This window comes from Neobacillus cucumis (genome assembly GCF_023715505.1).
The window spans coordinates 1-22,294 of record NZ_JAMBOH010000023.1 but is presented as its reverse complement, the minus strand read 5'-3'; the positions used below and the strand labels follow the sequence as shown (position 1 = coordinate 22,294).

The window sequence follows — 22,294 nt, the reverse complement described above, 5'->3', positions numbered from 1 at the left end:
AAAATAATCCGTAGAAAAGAGGAACGAATCATGGGGAAAACAATCATTAAAAACGGCTGTATTGTAACAGCCAGCGAAACTTATTATGCAGATATTCTTATTGAAGGTGAGAAGATTACGGGAATTGGCGGGCAGATGGAGATAGAGGGAGCACCCATTATTGATGCAGAGGGTTTGTATATCCTCCCTGGTGCAGTGGATGAGCATACGCATATGTCCATGCCTAATGGTGAAAATGGCGAGATTTTATCTATGCCATGGGAAACAGATACGATCGCCGCTGCAACAGGCGGGACCACCACCATCGTTGATTTTGCCATTCAAGAAAAAGGAGCAACCCTAAGGGAGACGATACAAAAATGGAAGGATCGGGCAAATGGTAATACAGCCATTGATTACAGCATGCATATCGCTATTACTGATTTAACGGAGGAAATTATTGAGGAGATCCCTTCTGCTGTCGAGCAGGGAGTATCGACCTTTAAACTATTCATGGCTTATAAAGGGGATAAGATGGTAGATGACGCCACCTTGTTCCGTGTCCTGCAAAAATCAAAACAAGTGGGCGGGCTTGTTATGGTTCATGCAGAAAATGGGGAAGTGATTTCTCTGCTTCAAGAGCAATTAATTAATGAAGGAAAAACCGAGCCTATCTATCATGCTGTCAGCCGTCCGTTAGAAATTGAAGCGGAAGCCACCCGCCGTGCCATTGCGTTAGCGAAAGTAACGGAAGCTCCAATTTTTATCGTTCATGTCTCTGGAGAAGAGGCAGCAGAGGAAATTCGCAGAGCTCGTTCTAATGGCCAGCCTGTCTACGGGGAAACCTGTCCACATTATCTATTTTTGGATCAGTCCTACCTTGAACTGCCAAATTTTGAAGGGGCAAAATATGTCTGTTCCCCGCCGCTAAGAGAGAAATATCACCAAGAAAAACTCTGGGATGCCATTTCGGAGGGAACTTTACAGTGCATTGGAACCGATCATTGTTCCTTCAATTTTAAAGAGCAAAAGCACTTGGGATTTGATGATTTTACAAAGATTCCGAATGGAGGAAATGGGATCGAGAACTGGATTCAGATGCTATATACCTATGGGGTAAAGCAAGGGAAAATTTCCTTGAACCAATTAGTAGAGCTGACATCAACCAATCCCGCTAAATTTATGGGCTTATTCCCGAAAAAGGGAACAATCGTAGTGGGAAGCGATGCTGACCTTGTCTTATTTGATCCCTCAATAAAACTAAACATTTCTGCTGCAAATCAAAAGCAAGGCAGTGATTACAATTTTTATGAAGACTTCGCGATCCAGGGATCCCCTCGGCATGTGATGCTTCGCGGAGAAGTAATTGTAGAAAATGGACGCTATACAGGAGACCTAGCGCAAGGGGAATTTGTCAAAGCAGAGCCATATGGAGAAGCATATCAAACTATTAAAAAAGCTGGGGGGAATCGAAATGAACATCAACCAATCGAGACTACAGGAGCACTTTGAGATTATATCGCAAATAGGGAAAATTGGGGAAACGGGTCTTTGCCGGCCCGCTCTCTCCGCTATTGAGAAGGAAGCCTTCTCTGTCGTTGCCGGCTGGATGGAGGAAGCAGGAATGACCGTCCGGATTGACGATTGTGGAAATTTAATCGGTCGATTAGAAGGGAAAAATGTGGAAGGCCCAATCCTGATGATGGGCTCCCATCTGGATTCACAGCCGTATGGTGGCCGTTTTGATGGAACAGCTGGTGTATTGGCGGGTGTGGAAGTAGCGATGGCGTTAACTGAACAAGGAATAACACCGGAGGTCCCGATTGAAGTGGTAGTATTTTGCGATGAGGAAAGCTGGCGCTTTAAAAAGGGAGTTTTTGGCTCAAGGGGGATTGTTGGCAAGCTAGAGCCAGGGGAGCTTGAGCGAACCGATAAGGATGGAATCACACGGAGACAAGCCTTGCTTAATTTTGGCTGCAACCCGGACAAAGTAGAGGAGTGTGTCTATCCGACTGGTTCGATTGGTGGATTTCTAGAATTGCATATTGAACAGGGGCCAATACTGGACGTCCAAAATAAGCCAGTAGGGATTGTCACAGGAATCGCTGGACCATTATGGCTTACCGTGAAGGTAGCAGGATTTGCCGGCCATGCTGGTTCAGTGCCGATGGATTTACGGAAGGATGCCTTATTGGGCACTGCTAAGATGATTGGGGAAGTTAACCACATTGTCAGACAAGAGCCTGGTGCCCCTTCGGTTGCCACAGTTGGAAGTTTGAGGGTATTCCCGGATTCGCCAAATATCATCCCTGAAAAAGTGGAATTCACCATAGATTTACGAGATATTGACCTTGATCGGCGTAACCGCTACGAACAACAGATCCGTACGATGATTGAGGAAGTCGCAGCTAGTTATCACCTTACTGCAGAGGTTCAGGAAGATACAAACCTAGAGCCTGTAGATTGTGCTGAATGGATACAATCCATTATTCAGGAGGAAAGTGAAAGTCTGGAGCTGGATTGTCCAAAGCTGATGAGTGGGCCATTTCATGATGCCATGGTTATCGCAAATGCATGCGACATAGGCATGATTTTTGTACGATGCAAGGATGGTATCAGTCATAATCCGGCCGAATTAGCCAGCTACGAGGATCTTGCACTAGGAACGGAGTTGCTCTATAAATCAGCATTGAGGGTAGCTTCTAAAATAAATCAGCAAATATCCTCTAGAGCAGGGAGTTAACAGTGGTTTTCTTTAGTTAATTCTAGATAATAGATTGATGGAGGAGGATTAGATGAGTGTATTAATCACAGGAGGTTCAGGGTTTGTAGGCATTAATATTACTGAAAGACTTTTGGATGAACATCTGGATGTTGTCAATTATGCCACTTTCCCCGTTCCGGAAGAAGCAAAGGATTCCTTAGCAGGACGTCCGGGAAGCTATACGTATGTGGAAGGCGATGTTCTGGACTCTGTCTTGTTGGATTCTGTAATTAAACAATATAAGATAAACACGATTATTCATGCAGCCGTCATCACACCAGATGAGGAACGAGAGAAGCTTTATAGCAGGAATATCCTGAATGTAAATTATATGGGAACCGTCGAGGTCCTTGAAGCTGCACGAAGAAATGGGATAGAAAAATTTATTTATTTAAGCTCTGTTTCAGTTTATGGCGATACAGCCTTCGAGGAGGATTGTTTGCTAGAATCTGGCTCGATTCCATGTCCAAGGACCTTTTATGAAATTTCGAAGTTTGCCGCAGAGAGGACGGCATTAAGGTATAAAGAGTTATTTGGCCTTCCTGTCATTGCAGTCCGGTTAGGCCAGATTTTTGGGCCATGGGAGCACTACACCGGCATCCGCCATACCCAATCCGGACCTTTTCAGGCCCTGAGGCATGCCGCATTAAACCAGGAGGCCATTTTACCCCGTCCGGGATTAAGAGATTGGGTCTATAGCCGGGATATTGCCAATACGATTAAGGAAATTATAGGGAAAACTGATTTGCAATATGACTTATATAATATTGGTTCAGGACACTCATGGACAGTGGAGCAATGGTGCCAACTGCTGGAAAAGGAGTTTCCTCATTTCAACTACCAAATAACAGAAAATCCAAATCTAGCAAACGTTGACTTTTTTGTTCCACAGGATGCCCATCCCTTAGCCATTGAACGTTTGCAGACTGATGTTGGTTATTACCCAAAATACGGGATCGAAGAAGCATTTCAGGATTATATAAATTGGGTAAAAAATACATCAATATTTTGGACAAATCCAAATAAAAGAAATCAAGCAAAGGAAAATCATCTTTCCTTATAGAAAGGATGTACTTAAACGTGGCAAAAATCTTCATTTCTGGTGAAATTCCAGATATAGGTTATGACCTTCTATCGGAACATGAATTCGAGGTTTATATGGGAGAGAAGTTGATCACGGAAGAAGAACTGATTGTGGGTGTCCTTGGAGCGGATGCCCTGCTTTGTCCCCTTTCTACCAGGATAACAAAGACCGTGATTGAGGCGGCCCCACACTTGAAAATCATCGCTAATTTTGGAGCAGGCTTTGATAATATTGATATCGAAGCAGCAAATGAACGGGGCATTCATGTTACAAATACACCAAGCGTTTCGACAGAAGCGACGGCTGAATTGACACTTGGATTATTGCTGGCCCTTGCCAGACGCATTCCGGAAGGAGACCAACTCTGCCGAACGGAAGGATTTAACGGATGGGCACCGCTTTTCTTTTTAGGAAGAGAATTGAAAAGTAAAAAACTCGGCATTGTGGGCTTTGGAAAAATTGGCCAGGCAGTGGCTGCTCGAGCCAAAGCGTTTGGTATGGAAGTGTATTACACGGGCAGATTCCAAAAAGAATATACGATTGAAGAACAGTATAACGCCACATTTTTGGATTTTGAGGAGCTTCTTCAGTCATGTGATGTCATCACTGTACATACCGCCTATACTGAAAGCACACATCATCTTTTCACAAAAGATGCTTTTAGGAAAATGAAAAAGGACGCACTCTTTCTGAACTTATCAAGAGGTCCGGTCGTCAAGGAAGCCGATCTCGTTGAAGCACTGCAAGCAAAGGAAATTGCAGGAGCTGCCCTTGACGTTTTCGAATTCGAACCACACATTACGGAGGAGTTAAAACAATTTAAGAACGTGGTTATAACCCCCCATATCGGCAATGCTACGGTTGAGTCGAGAAATGTAATGGCCGAGCTCTCGGCCAGGAACATTTTGAACGTATTGGAACATAAGAGACCTTTGACACCTGTTTTGGGGTCTGCTGCCCGGTGGACAAAAGTTTAAGATGCTGGATTTGATTGGAGGAAAAGCCTTCTTAGAATTCGCTCTATATTAAGGAATGGCTCAGTTTAGTTGAACTGAGCCATTTTTTTATTTAAAAAAATCAAAGCATGCCATCTATTTTGTTACAATTTTATTTACATTTAATCTATATAAAGCAGAATAGGTTATTAAAAAATACTGACAGCCCTCGACATTTCTTTCAATCATTTTGTGGGAGAAGTTCAGAATTGGTGCGGATTGGCTCGTTTTTATCCAAATATTTGATTAAAGGGGGATCATCGGGAAAAGTAAAGAATTTTGTAAGGTCAAACGAAAACAATAGAATTTTCCGGGAAATTGACTTCTAGTCTGTGAAAGGATATGACAATATTTTTTACTAGTTTATAAGAGAAATTCATACAGGACGTACATTTCGGCATTTTAAACTAAACGTTTGGTTAGTTTAGCCTATAGCGATTATGGTCAAAAATGTCGTTTTAGAGCCCATTTTATCTGATAAAATGGGTTAATTCGTAATATGGAAGTATGGGGAGAGCTCTTTTTATTCATAATGGAAGCACGAGAACCGTGCCCACGCTCCCATTTGTTCAATTATTATGAAAATAATATAAAGAAAAATAGGTAGTTTGCAGTAGGGTTCAAACCTGGGAAAACAAGGTTGAGGCTGAGTTTATGGGTTTGTGAGGTTATTTTCCTATTGAATAGTACCTATTAATCCTAAGATGATAGAATTTCTTCTTTACAATTATTTACACTCGCTTAAAGTTTCCCCTCTATAATGAAAACCGTAATAAAAATTGATTTCTTAGAGGGGATGAATATGGTGCGTGAGATACCTTTGAATGAATGGATGAAGAATCTTGGAATGGATAGACTAGAAAAAAATATCGACCGCCGGAGTTTTTTACAGGGGGCAAGTAAAATTGCAGGACTTTCACTGGGACTAGCTATTGCTCAATCAGTGGGTGGATTTGAAGTGAACGCGGATCCGTCCTTCAGTGACTATCCATTTACACTAGGTGTTGCCTCTGGTGATCCGATGCCCGATGGCGTCGTTCTGTGGACAAGACTTGCTCCGGATCCATTAAATGGGGGAGGGATGCCGCCCCATAGTGTCCCAGTCAAATGGGAGCTGGCAACCGATCAGAATTTCCGTCATATCATCCAACGGGGAACGGAACTGGCGAGACCCGATCTCGGGCATTCAATCCATGTGGAAGTGAGTGGACTAAAAGCCAACGCAGTGTATTATTATCGTTTTAAATGTGGTAATGAAATAAGCCCGGTTGGAAAAACAAAAACCCTGCCGCCTGCTGGGACAAGCGTTTCCGCACTTAACTTTGCGTTTGTATCCTGCCAGCAATTTGAACACGGATACTACACAGCTTACCAGCACTTAGCCAAAGAGGATTTAGACCTCGTTTTCCACCTTGGCGATTACATATATGAGTACGGACCAAATGAATATGTTGCTTCAACCGGAAATGTCCGCACCCACAGTGGTCCAGAAATAAAAACCATTAATGATTACCGGAACCGCTATGCTCAATACCGCTCGGATGAGCATTTAAGAGCCGCGCATGCAGCTTTTCCATGGATCGTTACATGGGATGACCATGAGGTCGAAAACAATTATGCTAACGTGATACCGGAAAAAGGTCAGTCGGTGGAGGAATTCATTGTCCGCAGAGCAGCGGCCTACCAGGCTTATTATGAGCATATGCCGCTTCGCAAATCTACTATGCCGCAAGGGGCAGATATGAAAATCTACCGTGATTTTGAATACGGCAATCTCGCGTCCTTCTTTGTTCTCGATACGCGTCAGTATCGGGATGACCAGGCAAACGGAGATACAAGCTCCCCGCAGACAGCGGAATCGCTTGATCCAAAGCGGACATTGATGGGGACGGAACAAGAACACTGGTTATTTAAGAAACTTGATCAGTCAAAGACGGGTTGGAATGTCCTTGCCCAGCAAATTTTCTTTGCCCAACGGAATTATGGAACGGCGACTAAGCCTAAGTACAGCATGGATTCATGGGACGGTTATCCTGCCGCTCGTCAACATGTTTTGGATTATGCCAAATCCAAACAATTAAACAACATGATTGTTTTAACAGGAGATGTCCATGCGAGTTGGGCGTCGAACTTAACAGAAGATTTCAATGATCGAAGCTCAAGGATCTTTGGTGCTGAATTCGTCGGTACGTCCATCACTTCAGGTGGGAATGGGGCGGATAAGCGGGCAGATACGGACAAAATTTTAGGCTTGAATCCGCACATTAAATTCTTTAATGACTACCGAGGCTATGTTCGCTGCCGGGTTACCCCTGAACGCTGGCAGGCAGACTACCGGGTGGTTCCTTATGTGTCAGCAACTGGTGCCGATATATCGACACGAGCATCGTTTGTTTTTGAAAAAGATGAGCAGGGACTGAAACAGGTTTCAACTACCCAAGTACCATTAGGCTTACAGCTTTCAACTGAGGTGGAAGAGGATCGAAATAAGGCCCATAGCCGTGCCCATCTAAAGCAATTAGAGAAAAAAGGAGCTAAGGTTCCGAATTAAGCGCCCACAAATGACTATTATTAAGGAGCTGTTCTTCGATGTTTTCAAATATTGGTATTCCCGGTTTAATCCTTATCCTTGTTATTGCGCTGATTATTTTCGGACCGTCTAAGCTGCCGGAAATCGGGCGTGCCTTTGGCCGGACGCTGTCCGAGTTTAAAACGGCGACAAAGGAATTAGTTTCAAGCGATGAAAAAGAGGAAGAGAAAAAGCCTGCTTTAACAGCTGTAAAAAAAGAGGGATAACAGGGTTTTCGTTTTAATGTGTGGACGGGGAAACTCGTCCTCTTTTTTTGAAAGGAAAAGGGGGGCATAAAGAATGGATCGCAAAGAGCTGCATGTGATGGAGCATTTAGAAGAGTTACGGGGAAGAATGATTAAAACCTTGTTAGCCTTTATCGTATTTTTTATTTTGAGTTTTATCTATGTAGAACATATCTATCAATGGCTGATTAGAGACCTGGATCAGAAGCTGGCGGTGCTCGGCCCAAGTGATATTTTATGGGTCTACATGATGATTGCAGCTGTTTGTTCGCTGGCAGGGGTGATTCCGGTAGCTGCCTATCAAATATGGAGGTATATCGCGCCTGCCTTGAACCGCGAGGAACGAAGGGTGACCTTGGGGTTTATTCCCTTTCTTTTTCTGTTATTTATAATCGGGGTTGCATTTGGCTATTTTGTGCTGTTTCCTACTGTATTAGGATTTCTGACCTCCTTATCCCAGGGTCAATTCGAAACCTTATTTACGGCGGAAAGGTATTTTCGGTTTATGCTGAATCTGACTCTCCCGTTCGGATTGCTGTTTGAAATGCCGTTAGTGGTGATTTTTTTAACGAAGTTAGGAATCTTAAATCCTTTAAGACTAGCTAAAGCGCGGAAGATTTCCTATTTTGTTCTGATTGTCATATCCATTTTGGTGACACCGCCGGATTTTATGTCGGATATCCTTGTGACGGTGCCATTGCTCATTCTGTATGAGTTGAGTGTCACTCTTTCAAAAATAGTCTATCGAAAACGTCTGCTGAATGAGGGCCTTTCGGTTACATAATGAAACAAAGGGTACCGCTCTAGTACGGTACCCTTTGTTTCATGAAAGCGAGTTAAAGTGGGATTTTATTATCGAGGTAGGATAATCTATCGCTTTCGATTCTGTTCTGATACCTTATCTAATTTTTCTTCAATTCGTTGTAATTGCACGTTTCTTTGCTTTGTAGAACGGACAAATAAGACTATTAATATAATAAAAATAATAGGAACAAGGAATGTAAATAGTTGAAAAATAATGTCTCCAATATTTAAACTCATACTAATCCGCCTCTCTTTTTTCTATATTATACTATTTTTCTCAGAATCATGGGGACGGTTCTCTTGCTTCAGAAGCAAGAAAACCGTCCCCAAGATTCCAAATGAAAATAGAAGAAAAACAGCGAAATAGTGAGAAAACAGCATAAAATACACGCTTACATTGGAAATGTACCCGTTTTTATGAGGAATGTTTCCGTTTTCCAGGACTTTGCCAAAAAACACCATTCTATACGATAATAAATATATAAATTATGGAAGGTGGTAATAAAATGAAAAAGGCAATGGAAAACTTTATGAATACTTACGGAAAGTACATGGCAGCATCGGCTTTCGCTTTAAAACCATGCAGTAAAAGTGAACTACAATATGTGGTGGAATTATTTAGAAACGACTCTCAAAAATAAAGATGAGAATCGTTTTTTTTTTTGCATTAATATGGAAGTATGGGGAGAGTTCTCGCTATTCAAAATGGAAGCACGAGAACCGTCCCCATGCTCCCATCTATCCAATAAAGTGCGCTAACTCTCGATTGAGTTTATCTCGTTCATCCCAGAATAGTCCGTGGCCGCTGTTTTGAAATGGGACTAGTTTGGAGTTTCTGATTCCTTGTTTTTGTGCTTCAGCTAAGGGGAAGAGGCATACTTGGTCATGGACACCATGGAGAATGAGTGTCGGAACGTGAATCTGTGCTAAATCATAAAATAGTTTTTCTTCGTATAGCCAAGTGTTTGCAATAGCGGCAGTTGACCAGCTTGCAGCCTGCAGTCCTAATTGGAAAAACCAATCCGAGAATGCTTGGGTGGTATGCTGAAAGAAAAAAGTGTCTCCAAATCCTCGCAGCATATTGGGCCGGTCATTATAGGTTCCTTTAATGATGTTGAGTACATCTTCTTTTTTTAGTCCGTGTGGAAAGTAGGGACGTTGGATCAAACTTGGAGCTGCCGCGGCCAGTAGGGCGAGCTTGGAAACCCCATAACCACCGTGGCGGGCCATATATCTGATGGCAATCGCTCCACCGGTGGAGTGTCCTGCTAGTGTGATATTTTGTAAATGTAGTGCTTCGATAACAGCCCTCAAATCGTCCGCAAGTCTGTCGTAGTCATATCCTCCCCATGGTTTATCTGATTTCCCGAATCCTCTTTGATCCCAGCCAATACAACGATAGCCCACTTTTGGCAGTTGGTTAGACTGGTATTCAAACAACTGATGGTTTCCCGGCCAGCCATGAAGGAACAAAATGGTCTTATCGCTCTCTGGATTAACGTCTTCTACATAAATGGACACGTTTGCTTCCACTTGAATATAGTAGCCCATACAGATTCCTCCATAAGTTGAGTAGTCTTTTAGACTATATTCTCGGTTAGGAAGGAAATGAACCAAAACGTTCAAGATGACTAAATCAGTAAATGTCAGTCCATTTTTAAAAAGAAAAAAGCCAACGTCCTCGCTAACAGGAATTGGCTTTTTTTAATATAAACACATTTTTTATCTTTTTTAACCACTGTTAAGACTTAATTAAGGTTGGAGTTTCATAATGCAGACATGGACTTAAAGAAAGCATCTAAAAATGGAAAGGAGTCCTTGAAATGCAAAAAAAGAAATTTACCTCTTGGGGAGTTAGCTTTGCGAGTCTTGCTCTCGTTGCTGGAATGATGTCATATATGGGAATTAAAAAGGATACAACAACCAATACAGCTGCAGCCACGACAACACAAAGTACAACACAATCATCTCAAAACGGAAGTACCCAAGATTCATCGATAACCTATGAAGTCCCTAGTCAATCGACAGATACCACTGGATCTACAACTACCAGCGAATCTACTGATACTAGCGGGACTACAGACACAAGTGGAACTGATCAATCTGTTTCACAAGACCATTCGTTTCCAAGTCAACATGGAGGCTTTGATACAACAACCGGGGGAACCTGATGAAGTATAAGTATCATTTCAATCATTACGATAGTGCATTTGATACTACTACAGGAGGAGCCTTAACATGTATAAGTATAACTTCAATTCAATGAGTACAAAGGTACAAATATTGATAAGTAAAGAATTGTTTGCCAATGATCTCATGCCCGTATATAAATTATTTGCGTCTGTCGAAGACACCTGCAGCCGGTTCAAAGAAGCTAGTGAGTTATCCAGATTAAATCAGCAGCTAGAAAAAGAAGTCGAGGTATCGGATCAATTTTTTAACATTTTAAAAGAAGCACTTAGATTTTACGAAGAAACAAATGGAGTGTTTAACCCAGGTATATTGTCAGCGATCGAAAACAGCGGCTATACAAAATCAATTGAGTTTATCAAAGGGCGGGAGTTAGCGGCTCCCTCCCCTATATCTCCAGTATTTACGAAACTCAGACCTTATCAATTAGCTGAGGATAGACAAACGGTGGTTTTGTATACTCGTATTGATTTAGGCGGAATCGCTAAGGGCTGGGTAATTGATCGCGCAGCTGATATCTTATCACAATATGGATTTGGTTTTGTTAATGTGGGCGGAGATATTCGGATTTTTGGAAGGCTGCCGCGGCCCTTAAATATTGGTATTGAAGATCCCTTTGACCCATCAAAAATGCTCTCTTCTATCCAGATATCCGATGGGGCTGTAGCGACTTCTACTTCGATGAAAAGAAGGTGGAAGGTGAGCGGCAAAAGTAAGCATCACCTTATTGATGCCACAACAGGCGAGCCATCTGCGAGCACTATTATTTCTTCTACTGTAACGGCACCAACCGCAGTAGAAGCGGATGTATTAGCAAAAGTGGTTCTTTTATTGGGAGAAGAGCGCGGGAAGGCCTTGCTTTCTGTCAAAAAGAATCCGGCGGTTATCATAAATGAAGTAAAAGAAATCTGGAGAGGTGGCGAATAAAATGGAGTCTTTAGAATGGTACGCAATCCGGGCGACTGGGGTTGTGGCTTATCTATTATTATATTTGGCGGCATTAACAGGACTATATTCTGCAGTACAAAAGAAGCGGAAAAAGAAAGTGAATAATCTCCTGCATTTTCATGAGGTAGTGTCAGACTGGTCATTGATTATGACGGCCGGTCACTTAGGAATTTTATTGATTGATGCATACATGAAATTTAGTTGGTCTGATTTACTGATTCCATTTAGCGGCAGCTATGAAACCATTTCTATGGGATTAGGATCTATCGGCTTTTATTTTTTAATTTTAACGATTGTCACATCGAAGTTCCGTAAGAAAATTGTTTATCAAAGATGGCAAAAACTGCATGCCCTTAATCCTATTCTGTATATTTTAGTAACAGCACACGGGTTAATGAGTGGTACGGACTTCCAAGGGACGGTTTTGGCTGTTGTTAATATCGTGCCAGTTGTTCTTATGCTAGGAATGTTTCCTTCTGATAAGAAGAAGCTGACTGATGGGAATCCTGTAACTTAGGGTTTCTATGGGTTTGATAGGTTCAAGGCTGCCAATGTTGACAGCCTTTTTATCTTGCTTTCAATAAACAGTAACATTGAGCTATTCCATTTTTTATACTATAATTTTAAAACAATAGTTTTTAAGATGGAGTGAAGTCTTGATGGAGAAAACAAGCGGTACGCCTTATTATGAGCAGATCAAGAGTTATTTTATCGAGGAAATCGAAAGTAAAAACTTGAAGCATGGTGATAAGCTTCCATCAGAGAGAGAACTTGCGGAAAGATTTAATATTAGCAGGATGACCGCAAGGCATGCGATTTCTATTCTGGAGCGGGAAGGGTTTGTTGAAAGAATTGTTGGGGCAGGAACGTTTGTGACCAATAAACGAATTCAAATGGACTTTATAACCTTTAGCAGTTTTACCAATGTATTACTGAACAAGGGTTTAGTTCCTTCCACCAAAATGCTTGAAATCAGCAGGGAAAAAGCAAAGGCTTCTGTGGCAAAGGCCTTAGAAATTAATACTGATGAGGAGATTATTATTATTAAAAGGTTAAGGCTGGCAGATGGAATGCCGATTTCGATTCAAGTTTCCCATATTCCTTATAAGTATTGTGATGGAATTGAAAAGCACATGGAAGAAAACGCTTCCGTCTATGAAGTCCTTGAAAAGTACTACGGTATTAAACTAGTGAAGACAAAACAGTTTATGCGCGTATCACTGAGTAATGAGGCAGAGAGTAAATTATTAAACATACGAAATGAAAGCCCATGTATCTTCTTTGAAGAAACGACTTCAGATTCTCTTGGAAGGATCATTGAATTTTCCCAGTTAACGACTCGATCGGATATTGTAAACTATTATTCAGAACAAACCTTATCAGACTAAACTAGTTCGACCCCGTTTCCATTGAAAGAAATTTTTGTTAAAAAGTTGTTGAATTTTTAGAATCTATAATTTATTATATATTTTAAGTAAGGGCTTTCAAAAAAGGAAGGGGGAGAATATAGTTTAGTTAATAAGCTTATTTTTAATGGTATATACCATTTATGTTTTCTAACAACATCATCCTTGTTTAATACCCCTAGAGAAGCCGATTTACGCAAAATCTATTAGTTGTTTTTTAACCATTCGAAAATATGTCAGAGATTCTTACGAAAAAAGAGAAAAGATTGATAAAGTGAATTATAATCATATTATAAATGGTATATACCACTAATGCTCGAGTGGAAAGTTTTTGAATGATTATTCAACTATTAAAAATAGGGAGGTATTGCGATGAATGTTGAACAACGAAGTATTGAGTTTATTCCGCATAACGAAAGACATGGAAACGTAAGAAATTTGTTTTCGATTTGGTTCAGTGCAAACACAAACGTTATGCCATTACTCAACGGTTGTATGGGAATTGTGTTGGGTCTCAACATCTTTTGGACGTTAATTGCAATGATTCTAGGAAACTTAATTGGCGGCCTTTTTATGGCATTCCATTCCGCGCAAGGACCTAAGCTTGGGATCCCGCAGATGATCTCGAGCCGGGTACAATTTGGGGTCATCGGGGCAGCGATTCCGATCATTATGGTTTTTGTAGGCTGTCCGCTATTCGGTGCTGCTGAATCACTATTAGTAGTTGACGCGATTAAGTCCGTAGTGTCTGTACCAGAAGTAATTGGATTAGTGATTTTTGGTGTTGCCACCATCTTTATCACCTTTTATGGCTATGATTTTATTCATAAGTTTAGTAACGTTATGACCATCCTATCATTAATTATCTTTGCTCTTACAACCGTTTTTGCTCTTCAACTTGATTTACCTGCTGGTGCATGGTCCGCTTCTCAAGGATTTAATCTAGGGGCCTTTTTAGTGGTCATGGGTCTCGGGGCATCTTGGCAAATCGGCTATGGCCCATGTGTAGCGGATTACTCTCGATACCTTCCAGCCAATACATCGACTACCTCTACTTTCTGGTATACGTACACGGGCACGGTATTATCTGGTATATGGATGCCATTGGTTGGAGCGATTATTGCAGCCGGTATTCCAAATGCAGCTGATCATATTAATACTAGTATTGCTACTCTTTTTGGACCATTTGCACCATTAGCCTACATTTCTCTCATCTTAGGAATTATTATCATGAATACCGTTATTACTTATAGTGGATACATGTCACTAGTAACTTGCTTTTCCTACAATAAGCAGCATATATCAAAAAACAGCAAGTTTTGGATTATTACGTTTATTGTAGCGCTTGGAACCATTATTGCGATCACGACAAAAGATCATTTCAACGATTATTTTGGTGATATCATGGTTTTCCAAATGTATTATCTAATCCCTTGGACTTCTGTCAATCTGATTGACTTTTATTTCTTCCGTAAGGGTAAATACAATATTCCGGAAGTTTATGATGTGAATGGAGTCTATGGTAAGTATAATTGGTCTACCATGGCAGTCTATATTGTAAGTTTCTTCATTCAAATCCCGTTTATGAGCTTTTCCTTCTACAAAGGGCCTATGTTTACAGCACTTGGCGGAGCTGATATTACTTGGATTGTTGGGTTAGCCGCTTCAGGCATACTTTATTATTTCTTCATGGGACCAAAGGTTAAAAACCGATTAAGTAAAGAATTAAATGTAGAGAACGATGAAAAGAGAGTGGCTCAGTAAATTCCATTAATTGGGTGTTTTGTGATTTGTTAAATAAAAAATAAATAAAATGGTATATACCATTAATCAGGAGGAATTCAAATGTTAAATTTTAATGAAGAAAACTATCTAAGTGTATTAAATGGAGCTGTTCATGTAAGAAGTCAGATTGAAAAAATTGCGGATGAAGTTTCTGCGGCTGGATATAAGAATGTCTTTTTAATTGGCTCAGGCGGTACGATTGCCCTGAAGTATCCTTTAGAGTACATTTTAAAAACAAATTCAGATATCCCTGTTTACGCAGAAATTGCTGCTGAATTTATTGTTATGGATCATCAACGTCTTAATGAAAAATCATTGGTTGTTTTGTCTTCTTTATCGGGTACCACAGAGGAAACCGTAGCGGCCGCAAAGTTTGCCAAGAAACAAGGGGCAACAACGATTGGTTTTGTTGGAGAAGAGAATACACCACTTGCCAATGAAACGAAATATACGGTTATCAACCATGCGGCAAACGATACTCTTTGTGAGGAAATGCATATCCAGTTGTATACGTTGATTTTCCGCTTAATGCATCTGCGAGGAGAATTCCCTGAATATGAGGCATTGATGGAAGATTTAGAGAAGCTACCTTACGAATTAGTTCTAGTAAAGGAAAGAACTGAACGAAAGGCAGAAGAATTTGCACTTAAATATAAGGATGAAACTTACCACATGATCGTTGGCTCGGGAAATCTATGGGGAGAAACCTACCTCTATGGCATGTGTGTATTAGAGGAAATGCAATGGATCCGGACAAAAACCATTCATGCGGCGGAATTTTTCCATGGAACAATTGAATTAGTTGAAGAGGATACCAGTGTTATTTTATTGTATGGCGAAGATTCTACCCGTCCACTAATGGATAGAGTGGGGAATTTTGTTAATCGTTATACAAAGGAAATTACCATCTTTGATACGAAGGATTATGAGCTAAATGGTATTAGAGAACAATTCAGAGGATTCTTCTCTCCAATCGTCATGGCTGCATTACTGGAACGAGTAAGTGTTCATTTAGAAGAAAAGCGGAACCATCCATTAACAACCAGAAGATACTATCGTGTGGTTCAATATTAAAACAGATAGATTTATAGGTGCTGCTTAAGTAAACTAAAACTTAAGCAGCACCATTTTTAAGCCAAAGAATGGCAGGAGGATCTGAGATGAAAGTGATCGGTTTTGGAGATAATGTCGTAGATAAATATGTTCATATCGATACCATCTACCCTGGTGGAAATTGTGTTAATTTTGCTGTAAATGCGAAAAAGCTAGGTGTGGATTCTGCTTACATGGGCGTTTTTGGTAATGATGAGGCAGCCAGGCATATCATTGACACGTTAACGGAAATAGGGATCGATCTATCTCAATGTGTTCAGTATCCAGGGGAGAATGGCTGTTCAGAAGTAGGGTTAGTAGATGGAGATCGTGTCTTATTAGGCTGGAATGATGGCGGAGTTGCCAATGAAAAGCCGATGGTTTTAGAAAAAAGTGAACTGGATTATTTAGGCGAATTTCAATTGATCCACTCAAGCTGTTACTCCAAGACTGAACTAGAATTAGCAAAGCTTAGGAGCCTGGATTCATTAGTGAGCTTTGATTTTTCTGAAGATGAGATGTTCCGTCAGGAGGATTATTTGAAAAAGGTTTGTCCAAACATTGATTTTGCCTTGTTTTCAGGAGGCAGCTCATCTGTGGATCAAATTAAAGAGCTAATGATGAAAATTGTAAGCTATGGTACTCGTTATGTTCTAGCTACTCGAGGAACTCAGGGAACAATCTTTTTTGATGGAGAAACCTTTTATGAGGGAACAGCGAAAATTGTCAAACCGATTGATACGATGGGATGCGGCGACTCGTTTTTGACGGCGTTTCTTATTCACCTTCTGCAGTATGGATGGAGTAAGATGGAACAACCTAATGAGGAAACAATTCGGGAAGGTTTGAAAAAGGCAGCAGACTTTTCCGCAGAGAATTGCTTTATTGAAGGTGCATTTGGATACGGAAAAAAATATACAGCCGTTTAACCAAGGAAGCAAGGGGACGGTTCTCATGCTTCTGAAGCATAAGAACCGTCCCCTTGCTCATACCTTTTTCATATGAGATAGATTTAGGGGGGCGAGGATGAAGGAATACTGGATTAAGAGTATCGGGCTTGATATCGGAACGAGTACAACGAAGTTTGTTGTCAGTCACTTGCAGGTAAAGGAGACAGGAGGACAGTTTAGTTTACCGAGCTGCCAGATTGTTGACCGCAAAGTACAGTATGCTAGCCGCATTTATACCACTCCTTTAGTGAATCACTATGAGATTAATATCGAACAATTAAAGGATATTTTGAACTATGAATATGAGAGGTCGGGAATTGACCTGCATGATATAAAGGCAGGTGCCGTGATTATCACAGGGGAAACGGCAAGAAAAGATAATGCCGAAGCCATTATTCATTATTTAGCAGAACGTGCCGGTGATTTTGTAGTAGCGGCTGCCGGTCCGGATCTAGAGGGGGTTTTAGCTGGAAAAGGCTCCGGGGCGATGAACCATTCGAAAGAAATAGAGGGTGTGGTGGCCAATGTCGATATTGGAGGAGGTACCGCTAATATCGCCTTATTTCAACAGGGGAAAGTCCTGCAAACCCTGACTTTCCATATTGGAGGGAGACTTATTCGCTTGCAGAAGGATGGAACCATTGACTATATTTCGGACTATATCGTGCCGTGGTTAACTGCCAACGATTTTCACCTTCAAATAGGAATGTCCGTTGATTATGATTTTATTCAACGAATTTGTCACCGGTTGAGTGAAGCCTTACTTTCCTTATTAATTGGTTCTCCAGAATATGCACCAGAATTATTACTTCTTCAACCCACCTCTATTACCCTTCCTCCCGTTGATGAAGTGATTTTTTCAGGAGGGATTGGGCAGATGCTGACGGAGGAGCCTCCTGAGTCTTTGGAAGAGGTGACTAGGCATGGGGATATCGGGCCATTACTTGCCGCTTCGGTAAAAATAGTGTCTGATTCCTATCCTGTACGAGCTGGAGTCGCAAGTGAAACCACAAGAGCGACCGTGATTGGAGCGGGAATGCAAAATACGGAGATTAGTGGCGCAACCGTTTATGTGAAGGAATCGCTTTTACCAAAACGAAATGTTCCGATTGTTAAAGTGAAGGTTGATCCTTTGGCAGATCTTCGTTTACGGATTAGTGAGGCAATGGAACAGGCGAGAAACTCCTTTGATACGAAATTAGAAACTCCACTTGCACTTGGGTTATCCAGAGTTGAAGAGTGTACGTATGCTATATTACAAGATATTGCTGACTCAATTTATTACCCATTTATTCAGCATTTCCCACAGGCGCAGTGCTTGATTGTCATCTGTGAAAGCGATATGGCCAAAGCGCTTGGTCAAGCTTTAGCTAAACGCTGCAAGGAGCGGTTGGAAGTCCTATGTATTGATCAGATTGATTTTACGTATGGTGATTATATTGATTTGGGCTTGCCTGTTGCAGGGGAGGCAATTCCGGTCTCCATTAAAACTCTAGCTTTTGTCTAACGAGGTGTTCAAATGGATAAAAAAACAACGATATTAGGTAAAACCTATCAATTTAGTAGTTTAAAAGAAATTATGGCGAAAGCGAATGAAGAACGTTCGGGTGATGAGCTGGCTGGGATTAGTGCTGAAAATATGAAGGAACGCATGGCAGCAAAAATGGTATTGGCTGATTTAACCTTGGCAGATATTCGGAATCATTCTTTATTGCCGGCAGAGGAGGATGAGGTTTCAAGGGTAATCGAAGAAAGTATCGATGACAATATATATAGAAGGATTAAGAATTGGTCGGTAGCGGAGTTGCGGGAATATATCCTAAGTGATGGTCCGGATTTATTGGGTATTAGTAAGGGTTTAACTAGTGAAATGATTGCGGCGGCTGCAAAAATTATGTCCAATTTAGATTTAATCCAAGCCGCTTCAAAAATTAAGGTGGAAACCCATTGTCAAACAACGATTGGACAGTCGGGGGTTTTGGCGTCAAGGGCGCAGCCTAATCACCCCTCTGACCATCTTCAGGGTATGAGGGCATCTTTATATGAAGCTTTAAGCTATGGGATTGGGGATGCGGTTATTGGGATCAATCCAGTTATTGATACGACCGATAATATTTATACTTTATTAAAAGAAACGAAACAGATCATTAACGATTTTTCGATTCCGACACAAAATTGTGTGTTGTCTCACGTGACAAGTCAAATGCGAGCCATTGTGAAAGGAGCGCCAGCGGATTTGATTTTTCAAAGCTTAGCTGGAACACAAAAGGGAAATGAATCATTTGGGATTTCTGTATCCTTGCTGAATGAAGCTAATGCTCTAATCAATGAACTTGGTACAGCAACAGGGGAAAACAGATGGTATTTTGAAACAGGTCAAGGATCAGAGTTATCGTCTGAGACTCATTTTGGGATTGACCAGGTCACGTTAGAAGCAAGATGCTATGGACTTGCAAGGATCTATAAACCGTTTTTGGTAAACACGGTTGTTGGGTTTATTGGACCTGAGTACTTATATGACAGTAAACAAGTGATCAGAGCAGGATTGGAAGATCATTTTATGGGGAACATGCACGGACTGCCAATGGGTGTGGATGTTTGTTATACAAACCATATGAAGGTCGACCAAAATGATATGGATAACCTGAGCACCCTGTTAGGCGCAGCTGGTGTGAACTTTGTGATTGGTGTCCCGATGGGGGATGACTGTATGTTGAATTACCAATCATTGAGTTACCATGATATTGCGACATTGCGTAGTGTGTTGAGGCTGAAGCCTGCTCCTGAATTTGAAAGCTGGCTGGAGAAAGTAGGGATTATGGAAAGTGGCAAGTTAACGACTTTAGCCGGTAATCCAGCTCTTTTTATGGGAGGAAAATCGTGATGAATGAATTAGATTTTTTAAAACGACTTACTCCTGCCCGGATTGGAGTTGGCCGCACGGGGACAAGGCCGTTAACAAAGGATTCTTTATCATTTCGAATTGACCATGCGGCCGCAGTGGATGCCGTGTATGGCGAGGTATCGCAAGACCTGTTAGATCAAATGGGTTTATTTACGGTTGAAACGCGTTATGGTTCGAAGGAGCGGTATTTGAAAAGACCCGATCAGGGGCGGCTCTTATCCGAAGAAGGGGAGAAGCTGATTATTGAGAAGTGTGTATTGCGTCCTCAGGTTCAAATTGTGATTTCGGACGGGTTAAGTGCAAGTGCAATTCAAAAGAATATTATGGATGTATACCCGACGTTACTGGATTCCTTATCGGTCTATAATCTATCAGTCGGTACGACTTTCTTTTTAAAAGGAGGAAGGGTTGGGTGCATGGATGCAATTGGTGAGCTTTTGCAGCCGGAAGCCTTTGTTCTTTTGATTGGGGAGAGACCCGGTTTGGTTAGTGCGGAATCGTTAAGTGCCTATATGTGTTACAGGCCTCAAAAGGGTACGAAGGAATCGGACCGGATGGTAATCTCTAATATTCATCGAAGAGGGACGCCTCCTGTTGAGGCTGCCGCTCATATCGGAACAATGATTCATAAAATGCTTGAGCAAAAAACGAGTGGGGTTGGTCTAGTTATTTAGGATGAAGGGAAAACTCCAGTTATGGGACTGGGGTTTTGTTCTGTATAATTATTGGGCCAACCTCTACATTTGCTACTTGTTCTGTCCGTATCAGCCCTGGATTCGGTATTTTTTAGCATGAAGATTAAGACAGTTATTTTTCAAAGAGTTTAAACCTTCTCATAATGAATAATAATAATAGTTGGAAGAAATTAGCTTATGAGAGGGGAGACGTCATGTTACATACAGTTGTATCGTACTTAAGAGTGGTGCTTCCCTTTATCTATATAATTTGCACTTGGCGGTTTGCTGATTGGAGAAATTGGAGGAAATACTATCCCACCATCCTTTTCATTATAAGCGTTGATTTTTTTATTTCTGTCCTTATGTACGAATACCCATTATGGACTTTTCGTGGTTCATTAATTATTCCCAACCATACTATTGCTGATTTCCTTTTAACATTTATCATGTTCCCCAACCTGACCTTACTGTACTTATCCTTATATCCGTATCAATCACATCTGCCTAAACAAGCTTTATATATTGGCAGCTGGTTTATTTTTGAGGTGATCATGGAGTATCTGTTTATGAATGCGAAACTTATCACCTATGATCACGGTTGGCATTTTGGCTGGTCATGCTTGGTTTGGCTTTTTCTGTTTATTGGATTACGTCTCCATCATACGAGGCCGCTTTGGGCATGGGTACTCTGCTTTGTGTGTTCTGTGTTTTTAATCCTATACTTTCAGATTCCGGTAACTAAATATAGATAATTTAAAATAAAAAACACATATGGAAGTATATAAAAAACCCTCCATTTTTTTAGTAACGAGTTCTCTTTTGGGGTGCAAAAGTCAATTTCACAATACATTTTTACCGTGAATTCACACATGAATTCACGTTTTTTATTTCCTTGATTGTAATGAGAAATGCCTTTTATTTTTGTCAAAATTAAAAGGATAGTTTAATAACAATAATAATATAATAAAAAACAATACTAATTTATTGTAAAACGATAAATTATGTGGTAAGGTCAAAACTGACGTTAAATAAGTGAGGTGCACTTTATGAAACGAGGAAGAACACTCTTTTTGAAGATGGCTGTTAGTCTTATTGGAATCCCAATTCTCGCTTTGTGCATATTTTTAGTGCCTAAGATTGGGAATTTTGCTGGAGAATTGTATCCAGAAATGGCTTATGTGAAATCTCTCGTTTTAATCGATATGTACGCAGCAGCGATTCCTTTTTACTTTGCTCTGTATCAGGCTTTTAAACTTTTAAGCTATATTGATGAGAACCAAACGTTCTCGGAATTATCGGTAAAGGCTTTAAAGAATATAAAATACTGTGCCATCACAATCAGTACCTTGTATCTGCTAGGTATGCCGCTCTACTATCTCATAGGGAAGAGAGTTGACCCTCCAAGTTTCATACCAATCGGATTGGTCATTATTTTCGCCTCTATGGTTATCGCCGTTTTTGCTGCTGTCCTCCAACGGCTTCTAAAAGAAGCAATTAACATAAAATCAGAAAATGATTTGACGGTCTGAGGTGGAGGATATGGCAATTATTATTAATATTGATGTGATGTTAGCAAAACGAAAAATGAGCGTCACAGAGCTTTCGGAGAGGGTTGGAATTACTATGGCGAATCTTTCCATTCTGAAAAATGGAAAAGCAAAAGCGGTTCGTTTTTCAACATTAGAAGCGATATGTAAGACTTTGGATTGTCAGCCAGGTGACATTTTGGAGTACAAAAGCGACGAAGACACTCCATAAAAATAGACATTAAATTTCACTAGTGTTGCATTAAAAATGTCGTAATTTTCAGTTTAGTCATCTTTCTTATTTAGAGCCAAAAAAGTAAATACCCAATCAAAGGTGGCTCCATCCATTTGGAAATTTATTTACAATTAGACCTA

The 22,294-nt window shown here is 40.8% G+C and carries 23 protein-coding genes; 21 read left to right on the top strand and 2 right to left on the bottom strand.

The genetic code is table 11. The annotated features are described in order from the left end of the window. Window positions 1–30: 30 nt before the first annotated feature. The 7 genes from hydA to tatC all read left to right on the top strand — a co-directional run bounded on the left by hydA (window position 31) and on the right by tatC (window position 8,420). Window positions 31–1,491, top strand: a complete 1,461-nt coding sequence (gene hydA, locus M3226_RS23670) for a dihydropyrimidinase (RefSeq protein WP_251571111.1) — start codon at window positions 31–33, stop codon at window positions 1,489–1,491. Then, window positions 1,454–2,722 (top strand): M20 family metallo-hydrolase, encoded by a 1,269-nt coding sequence (locus M3226_RS23665; RefSeq protein WP_251571110.1) that lies wholly within the window; start codon window positions 1,454–1,456, stop codon window positions 2,720–2,722. Before hydA ends, M3226_RS23665 begins: the two co-directional genes overlap by 38 nt. Before the next feature lie 52 nt (window positions 2,723–2,774). Beyond that, window positions 2,775–3,806: an NAD-dependent epimerase/dehydratase family protein gene (locus M3226_RS23660; protein WP_251571109.1), complete on the top strand. Its 1,032-nt coding sequence runs from the start codon at window positions 2,775–2,777 to the stop codon at window positions 3,804–3,806. 17 nt (window positions 3,807–3,823) lie between these two features. Next, complete coding sequence (locus M3226_RS23655) at window positions 3,824–4,804, top strand: NAD(P)-dependent oxidoreductase (protein WP_251571108.1); 981 nt, start codon at window positions 3,824–3,826, stop codon at window positions 4,802–4,804. Window positions 4,805–5,624: 820 nt separating this feature from the next. Further along, window positions 5,625–7,373 (top strand): alkaline phosphatase D family protein, encoded by a 1,749-nt coding sequence (locus M3226_RS23650; protein ID WP_251571107.1) that lies wholly within the window; start codon window positions 5,625–5,627, stop codon window positions 7,371–7,373. A 38-nt stretch (window positions 7,374–7,411) separates the two neighbouring features. Then, the gene (locus M3226_RS23645; protein WP_144565837.1) at window positions 7,412–7,618 is read left to right on the top strand and encodes a twin-arginine translocase TatA/TatE family subunit; all 207 of its coding nucleotides are present in this window, start codon (window positions 7,412–7,414) and stop codon (window positions 7,616–7,618) included. Window positions 7,619–7,691: 73 nt separating this feature from the next. After that, window positions 7,692–8,420 carry a twin-arginine translocase subunit TatC gene (tatC, locus tag M3226_RS23640; protein ID WP_251571106.1) on the top strand — a complete coding sequence of 243 codons (729 nt, stop codon included), beginning with the start codon at window positions 7,692–7,694 and terminating at the stop codon, window positions 8,418–8,420. A gap of 86 nt (window positions 8,421–8,506) precedes the next feature. Here the strand turns inward: tatC and M3226_RS23635 are convergent, their stop codons facing one another. Next, entirely contained in the window at window positions 8,507–8,677 is a 171-nt protein-coding gene (locus tag M3226_RS23635) for a DUF4083 family protein (protein ID WP_251571105.1), read from the bottom strand. A gap of 269 nt (window positions 8,678–8,946) precedes the next feature. Between M3226_RS23635 and M3226_RS32310 the strand changes: the two genes are divergently transcribed. After that, window positions 8,947–9,081 carry a hypothetical protein gene (locus tag M3226_RS32310; RefSeq protein WP_285857969.1) on the top strand — a complete coding sequence of 45 codons (135 nt, stop codon included), beginning with the start codon at window positions 8,947–8,949 and terminating at the stop codon, window positions 9,079–9,081. Between the two features lie 97 nt (window positions 9,082–9,178). Here the strand turns inward: M3226_RS32310 and M3226_RS23630 are convergent, their stop codons facing one another. Then, entirely contained in the window at window positions 9,179–9,991 is an 813-nt protein-coding gene (locus M3226_RS23630; RefSeq protein ID WP_251571104.1) for an alpha/beta fold hydrolase, read from the bottom strand. A 272-nt stretch (window positions 9,992–10,263) separates the two neighbouring features. Here M3226_RS23630 and M3226_RS23625 point away from each other — a divergent pair, with 272 nt between their 5' ends. The 13 genes from M3226_RS23625 to M3226_RS23565 all read left to right on the top strand — a co-directional run bounded on the left by M3226_RS23625 (window position 10,264) and on the right by M3226_RS23565 (window position 22,151). Continuing rightward, complete coding sequence (locus M3226_RS23625) at window positions 10,264–10,611, top strand: hypothetical protein (protein ID WP_251571103.1); 348 nt, start codon at window positions 10,264–10,266, stop codon at window positions 10,609–10,611. A 67-nt stretch (window positions 10,612–10,678) separates the two neighbouring features. After that, window positions 10,679–11,557: an FAD:protein FMN transferase gene (locus tag M3226_RS23620; RefSeq protein WP_251571102.1), complete on the top strand. Its 879-nt coding sequence runs from the start codon at window positions 10,679–10,681 to the stop codon at window positions 11,555–11,557. Between the two features lies 1 nt (window position 11,558). After that, a complete protein-coding gene (locus M3226_RS23615) occupies window positions 11,559–12,095 on the top strand; it encodes a ferric reductase-like transmembrane domain-containing protein (protein WP_251571101.1) in 537 nt (178 codons plus the stop codon). A gap of 142 nt (window positions 12,096–12,237) precedes the next feature. Beyond that, window positions 12,238–12,966 (top strand): GntR family transcriptional regulator, encoded by a 729-nt coding sequence (locus M3226_RS23610; protein ID WP_251571100.1) that lies wholly within the window; start codon window positions 12,238–12,240, stop codon window positions 12,964–12,966. 390 nt (window positions 12,967–13,356) lie between these two features. Continuing rightward, on the top strand, window positions 13,357–14,748 hold the full coding sequence (locus M3226_RS23605; protein ID WP_251571099.1) for a purine-cytosine permease family protein: 1,392 nt from the start codon (window positions 13,357–13,359) through the stop codon (window positions 14,746–14,748). 81 nt (window positions 14,749–14,829) lie between these two features. Continuing rightward, complete coding sequence (locus tag M3226_RS23600; RefSeq protein WP_251571098.1) at window positions 14,830–15,843, top strand: SIS domain-containing protein; 1,014 nt, start codon at window positions 14,830–14,832, stop codon at window positions 15,841–15,843. Window positions 15,844–15,929: 86 nt separating this feature from the next. Beyond that, window positions 15,930–16,790, top strand: a complete 861-nt coding sequence (locus M3226_RS23595) for a PfkB family carbohydrate kinase (RefSeq protein ID WP_251571097.1) — start codon at window positions 15,930–15,932, stop codon at window positions 16,788–16,790. Between the two features lie 97 nt (window positions 16,791–16,887). Beyond that, window positions 16,888–18,318 carry an ethanolamine ammonia-lyase reactivating factor EutA gene (locus M3226_RS23590; RefSeq protein WP_251571096.1) on the top strand — a complete coding sequence of 477 codons (1,431 nt, stop codon included), beginning with the start codon at window positions 16,888–16,890 and terminating at the stop codon, window positions 18,316–18,318. Window positions 18,319–18,330: 12 nt separating this feature from the next. After that, window positions 18,331–19,695, top strand: coding sequence for an ethanolamine ammonia-lyase subunit EutB (locus tag M3226_RS23585; protein WP_251571095.1), 1,365 nt, complete (start codon window positions 18,331–18,333; stop codon window positions 19,693–19,695). Next, window positions 19,695–20,390, top strand: a complete 696-nt coding sequence (gene eutC, locus M3226_RS23580; protein WP_251571094.1) for an ethanolamine ammonia-lyase subunit EutC — start codon at window positions 19,695–19,697, stop codon at window positions 20,388–20,390. Before M3226_RS23585 ends, eutC begins: the two co-directional genes overlap by 1 nt. Window positions 20,391–20,605: 215 nt before the next feature. Next, window positions 20,606–21,145: a CBO0543 family protein gene (locus tag M3226_RS23575; protein ID WP_251571093.1), complete on the top strand. Its 540-nt coding sequence runs from the start codon at window positions 20,606–20,608 to the stop codon at window positions 21,143–21,145. Window positions 21,146–21,439: 294 nt separating this feature from the next. Next, complete coding sequence (locus M3226_RS23570) at window positions 21,440–21,922, top strand: DUF2975 domain-containing protein (RefSeq protein ID WP_251571092.1); 483 nt, start codon at window positions 21,440–21,442, stop codon at window positions 21,920–21,922. 10 nt (window positions 21,923–21,932) lie between these two features. Then, window positions 21,933–22,151, top strand: coding sequence for a helix-turn-helix domain-containing protein (locus M3226_RS23565; protein WP_251571091.1), 219 nt, complete (start codon window positions 21,933–21,935; stop codon window positions 22,149–22,151). Window positions 22,152–22,294 lie beyond the last annotated feature (143 nt).

Coding starts and splice junctions, on each gene's coding strand:
- hydA (WP_251571111.1), top strand. CDS start 31: ATGGGGAAAACAATCATTAAAAACGGCTGTATTGTAACAGCCAGCGAA.
- M3226_RS23665 (WP_251571110.1), top strand. CDS start 1,454: ATGAACATCAACCAATCGAGACTACAGGAGCACTTTGAGATTATATCG.
- M3226_RS23660 (WP_251571109.1), top strand. CDS start 2,775: ATGAGTGTATTAATCACAGGAGGTTCAGGGTTTGTAGGCATTAATATT.
- M3226_RS23650 (WP_251571107.1), top strand. CDS start 5,625: ATGGTGCGTGAGATACCTTTGAATGAATGGATGAAGAATCTTGGAATG.
- M3226_RS23645 (WP_144565837.1), top strand. CDS start 7,412: ATGTTTTCAAATATTGGTATTCCCGGTTTAATCCTTATCCTTGTTATT.
- tatC (WP_251571106.1), top strand. CDS start 7,692: ATGGATCGCAAAGAGCTGCATGTGATGGAGCATTTAGAAGAGTTACGG.
- M3226_RS23635 (WP_251571105.1), bottom strand. CDS start 8,677: ATGAGTTTAAATATTGGAGACATTATTTTTCAACTATTTACATTCCTT.
- M3226_RS32310 (WP_285857969.1), top strand. CDS start 8,947: ATGAAAAAGGCAATGGAAAACTTTATGAATACTTACGGAAAGTACATG.
- M3226_RS23630 (WP_251571104.1), bottom strand. CDS start 9,991: ATGGGCTACTATATTCAAGTGGAAGCAAACGTGTCCATTTATGTAGAA.
- M3226_RS23625 (WP_251571103.1), top strand. CDS start 10,264: ATGCAAAAAAAGAAATTTACCTCTTGGGGAGTTAGCTTTGCGAGTCTT.
- M3226_RS23620 (WP_251571102.1), top strand. CDS start 10,679: ATGTATAAGTATAACTTCAATTCAATGAGTACAAAGGTACAAATATTG.
- M3226_RS23615 (WP_251571101.1), top strand. CDS start 11,559: ATGGAGTCTTTAGAATGGTACGCAATCCGGGCGACTGGGGTTGTGGCT.
- M3226_RS23610 (WP_251571100.1), top strand. CDS start 12,238: ATGGAGAAAACAAGCGGTACGCCTTATTATGAGCAGATCAAGAGTTAT.
- M3226_RS23605 (WP_251571099.1), top strand. CDS start 13,357: ATGAATGTTGAACAACGAAGTATTGAGTTTATTCCGCATAACGAAAGA.
- M3226_RS23600 (WP_251571098.1), top strand. CDS start 14,830: ATGTTAAATTTTAATGAAGAAAACTATCTAAGTGTATTAAATGGAGCT.
- M3226_RS23595 (WP_251571097.1), top strand. CDS start 15,930: ATGAAAGTGATCGGTTTTGGAGATAATGTCGTAGATAAATATGTTCAT.
- M3226_RS23590 (WP_251571096.1), top strand. CDS start 16,888: ATGAAGGAATACTGGATTAAGAGTATCGGGCTTGATATCGGAACGAGT.
- M3226_RS23585 (WP_251571095.1), top strand. CDS start 18,331: ATGGATAAAAAAACAACGATATTAGGTAAAACCTATCAATTTAGTAGT.
- eutC (WP_251571094.1), top strand. CDS start 19,695: ATGAATGAATTAGATTTTTTAAAACGACTTACTCCTGCCCGGATTGGA.
- M3226_RS23575 (WP_251571093.1), top strand. CDS start 20,606: ATGTTACATACAGTTGTATCGTACTTAAGAGTGGTGCTTCCCTTTATC.
- M3226_RS23570 (WP_251571092.1), top strand. CDS start 21,440: ATGAAACGAGGAAGAACACTCTTTTTGAAGATGGCTGTTAGTCTTATT.
- M3226_RS23565 (WP_251571091.1), top strand. CDS start 21,933: ATGGCAATTATTATTAATATTGATGTGATGTTAGCAAAACGAAAAATG.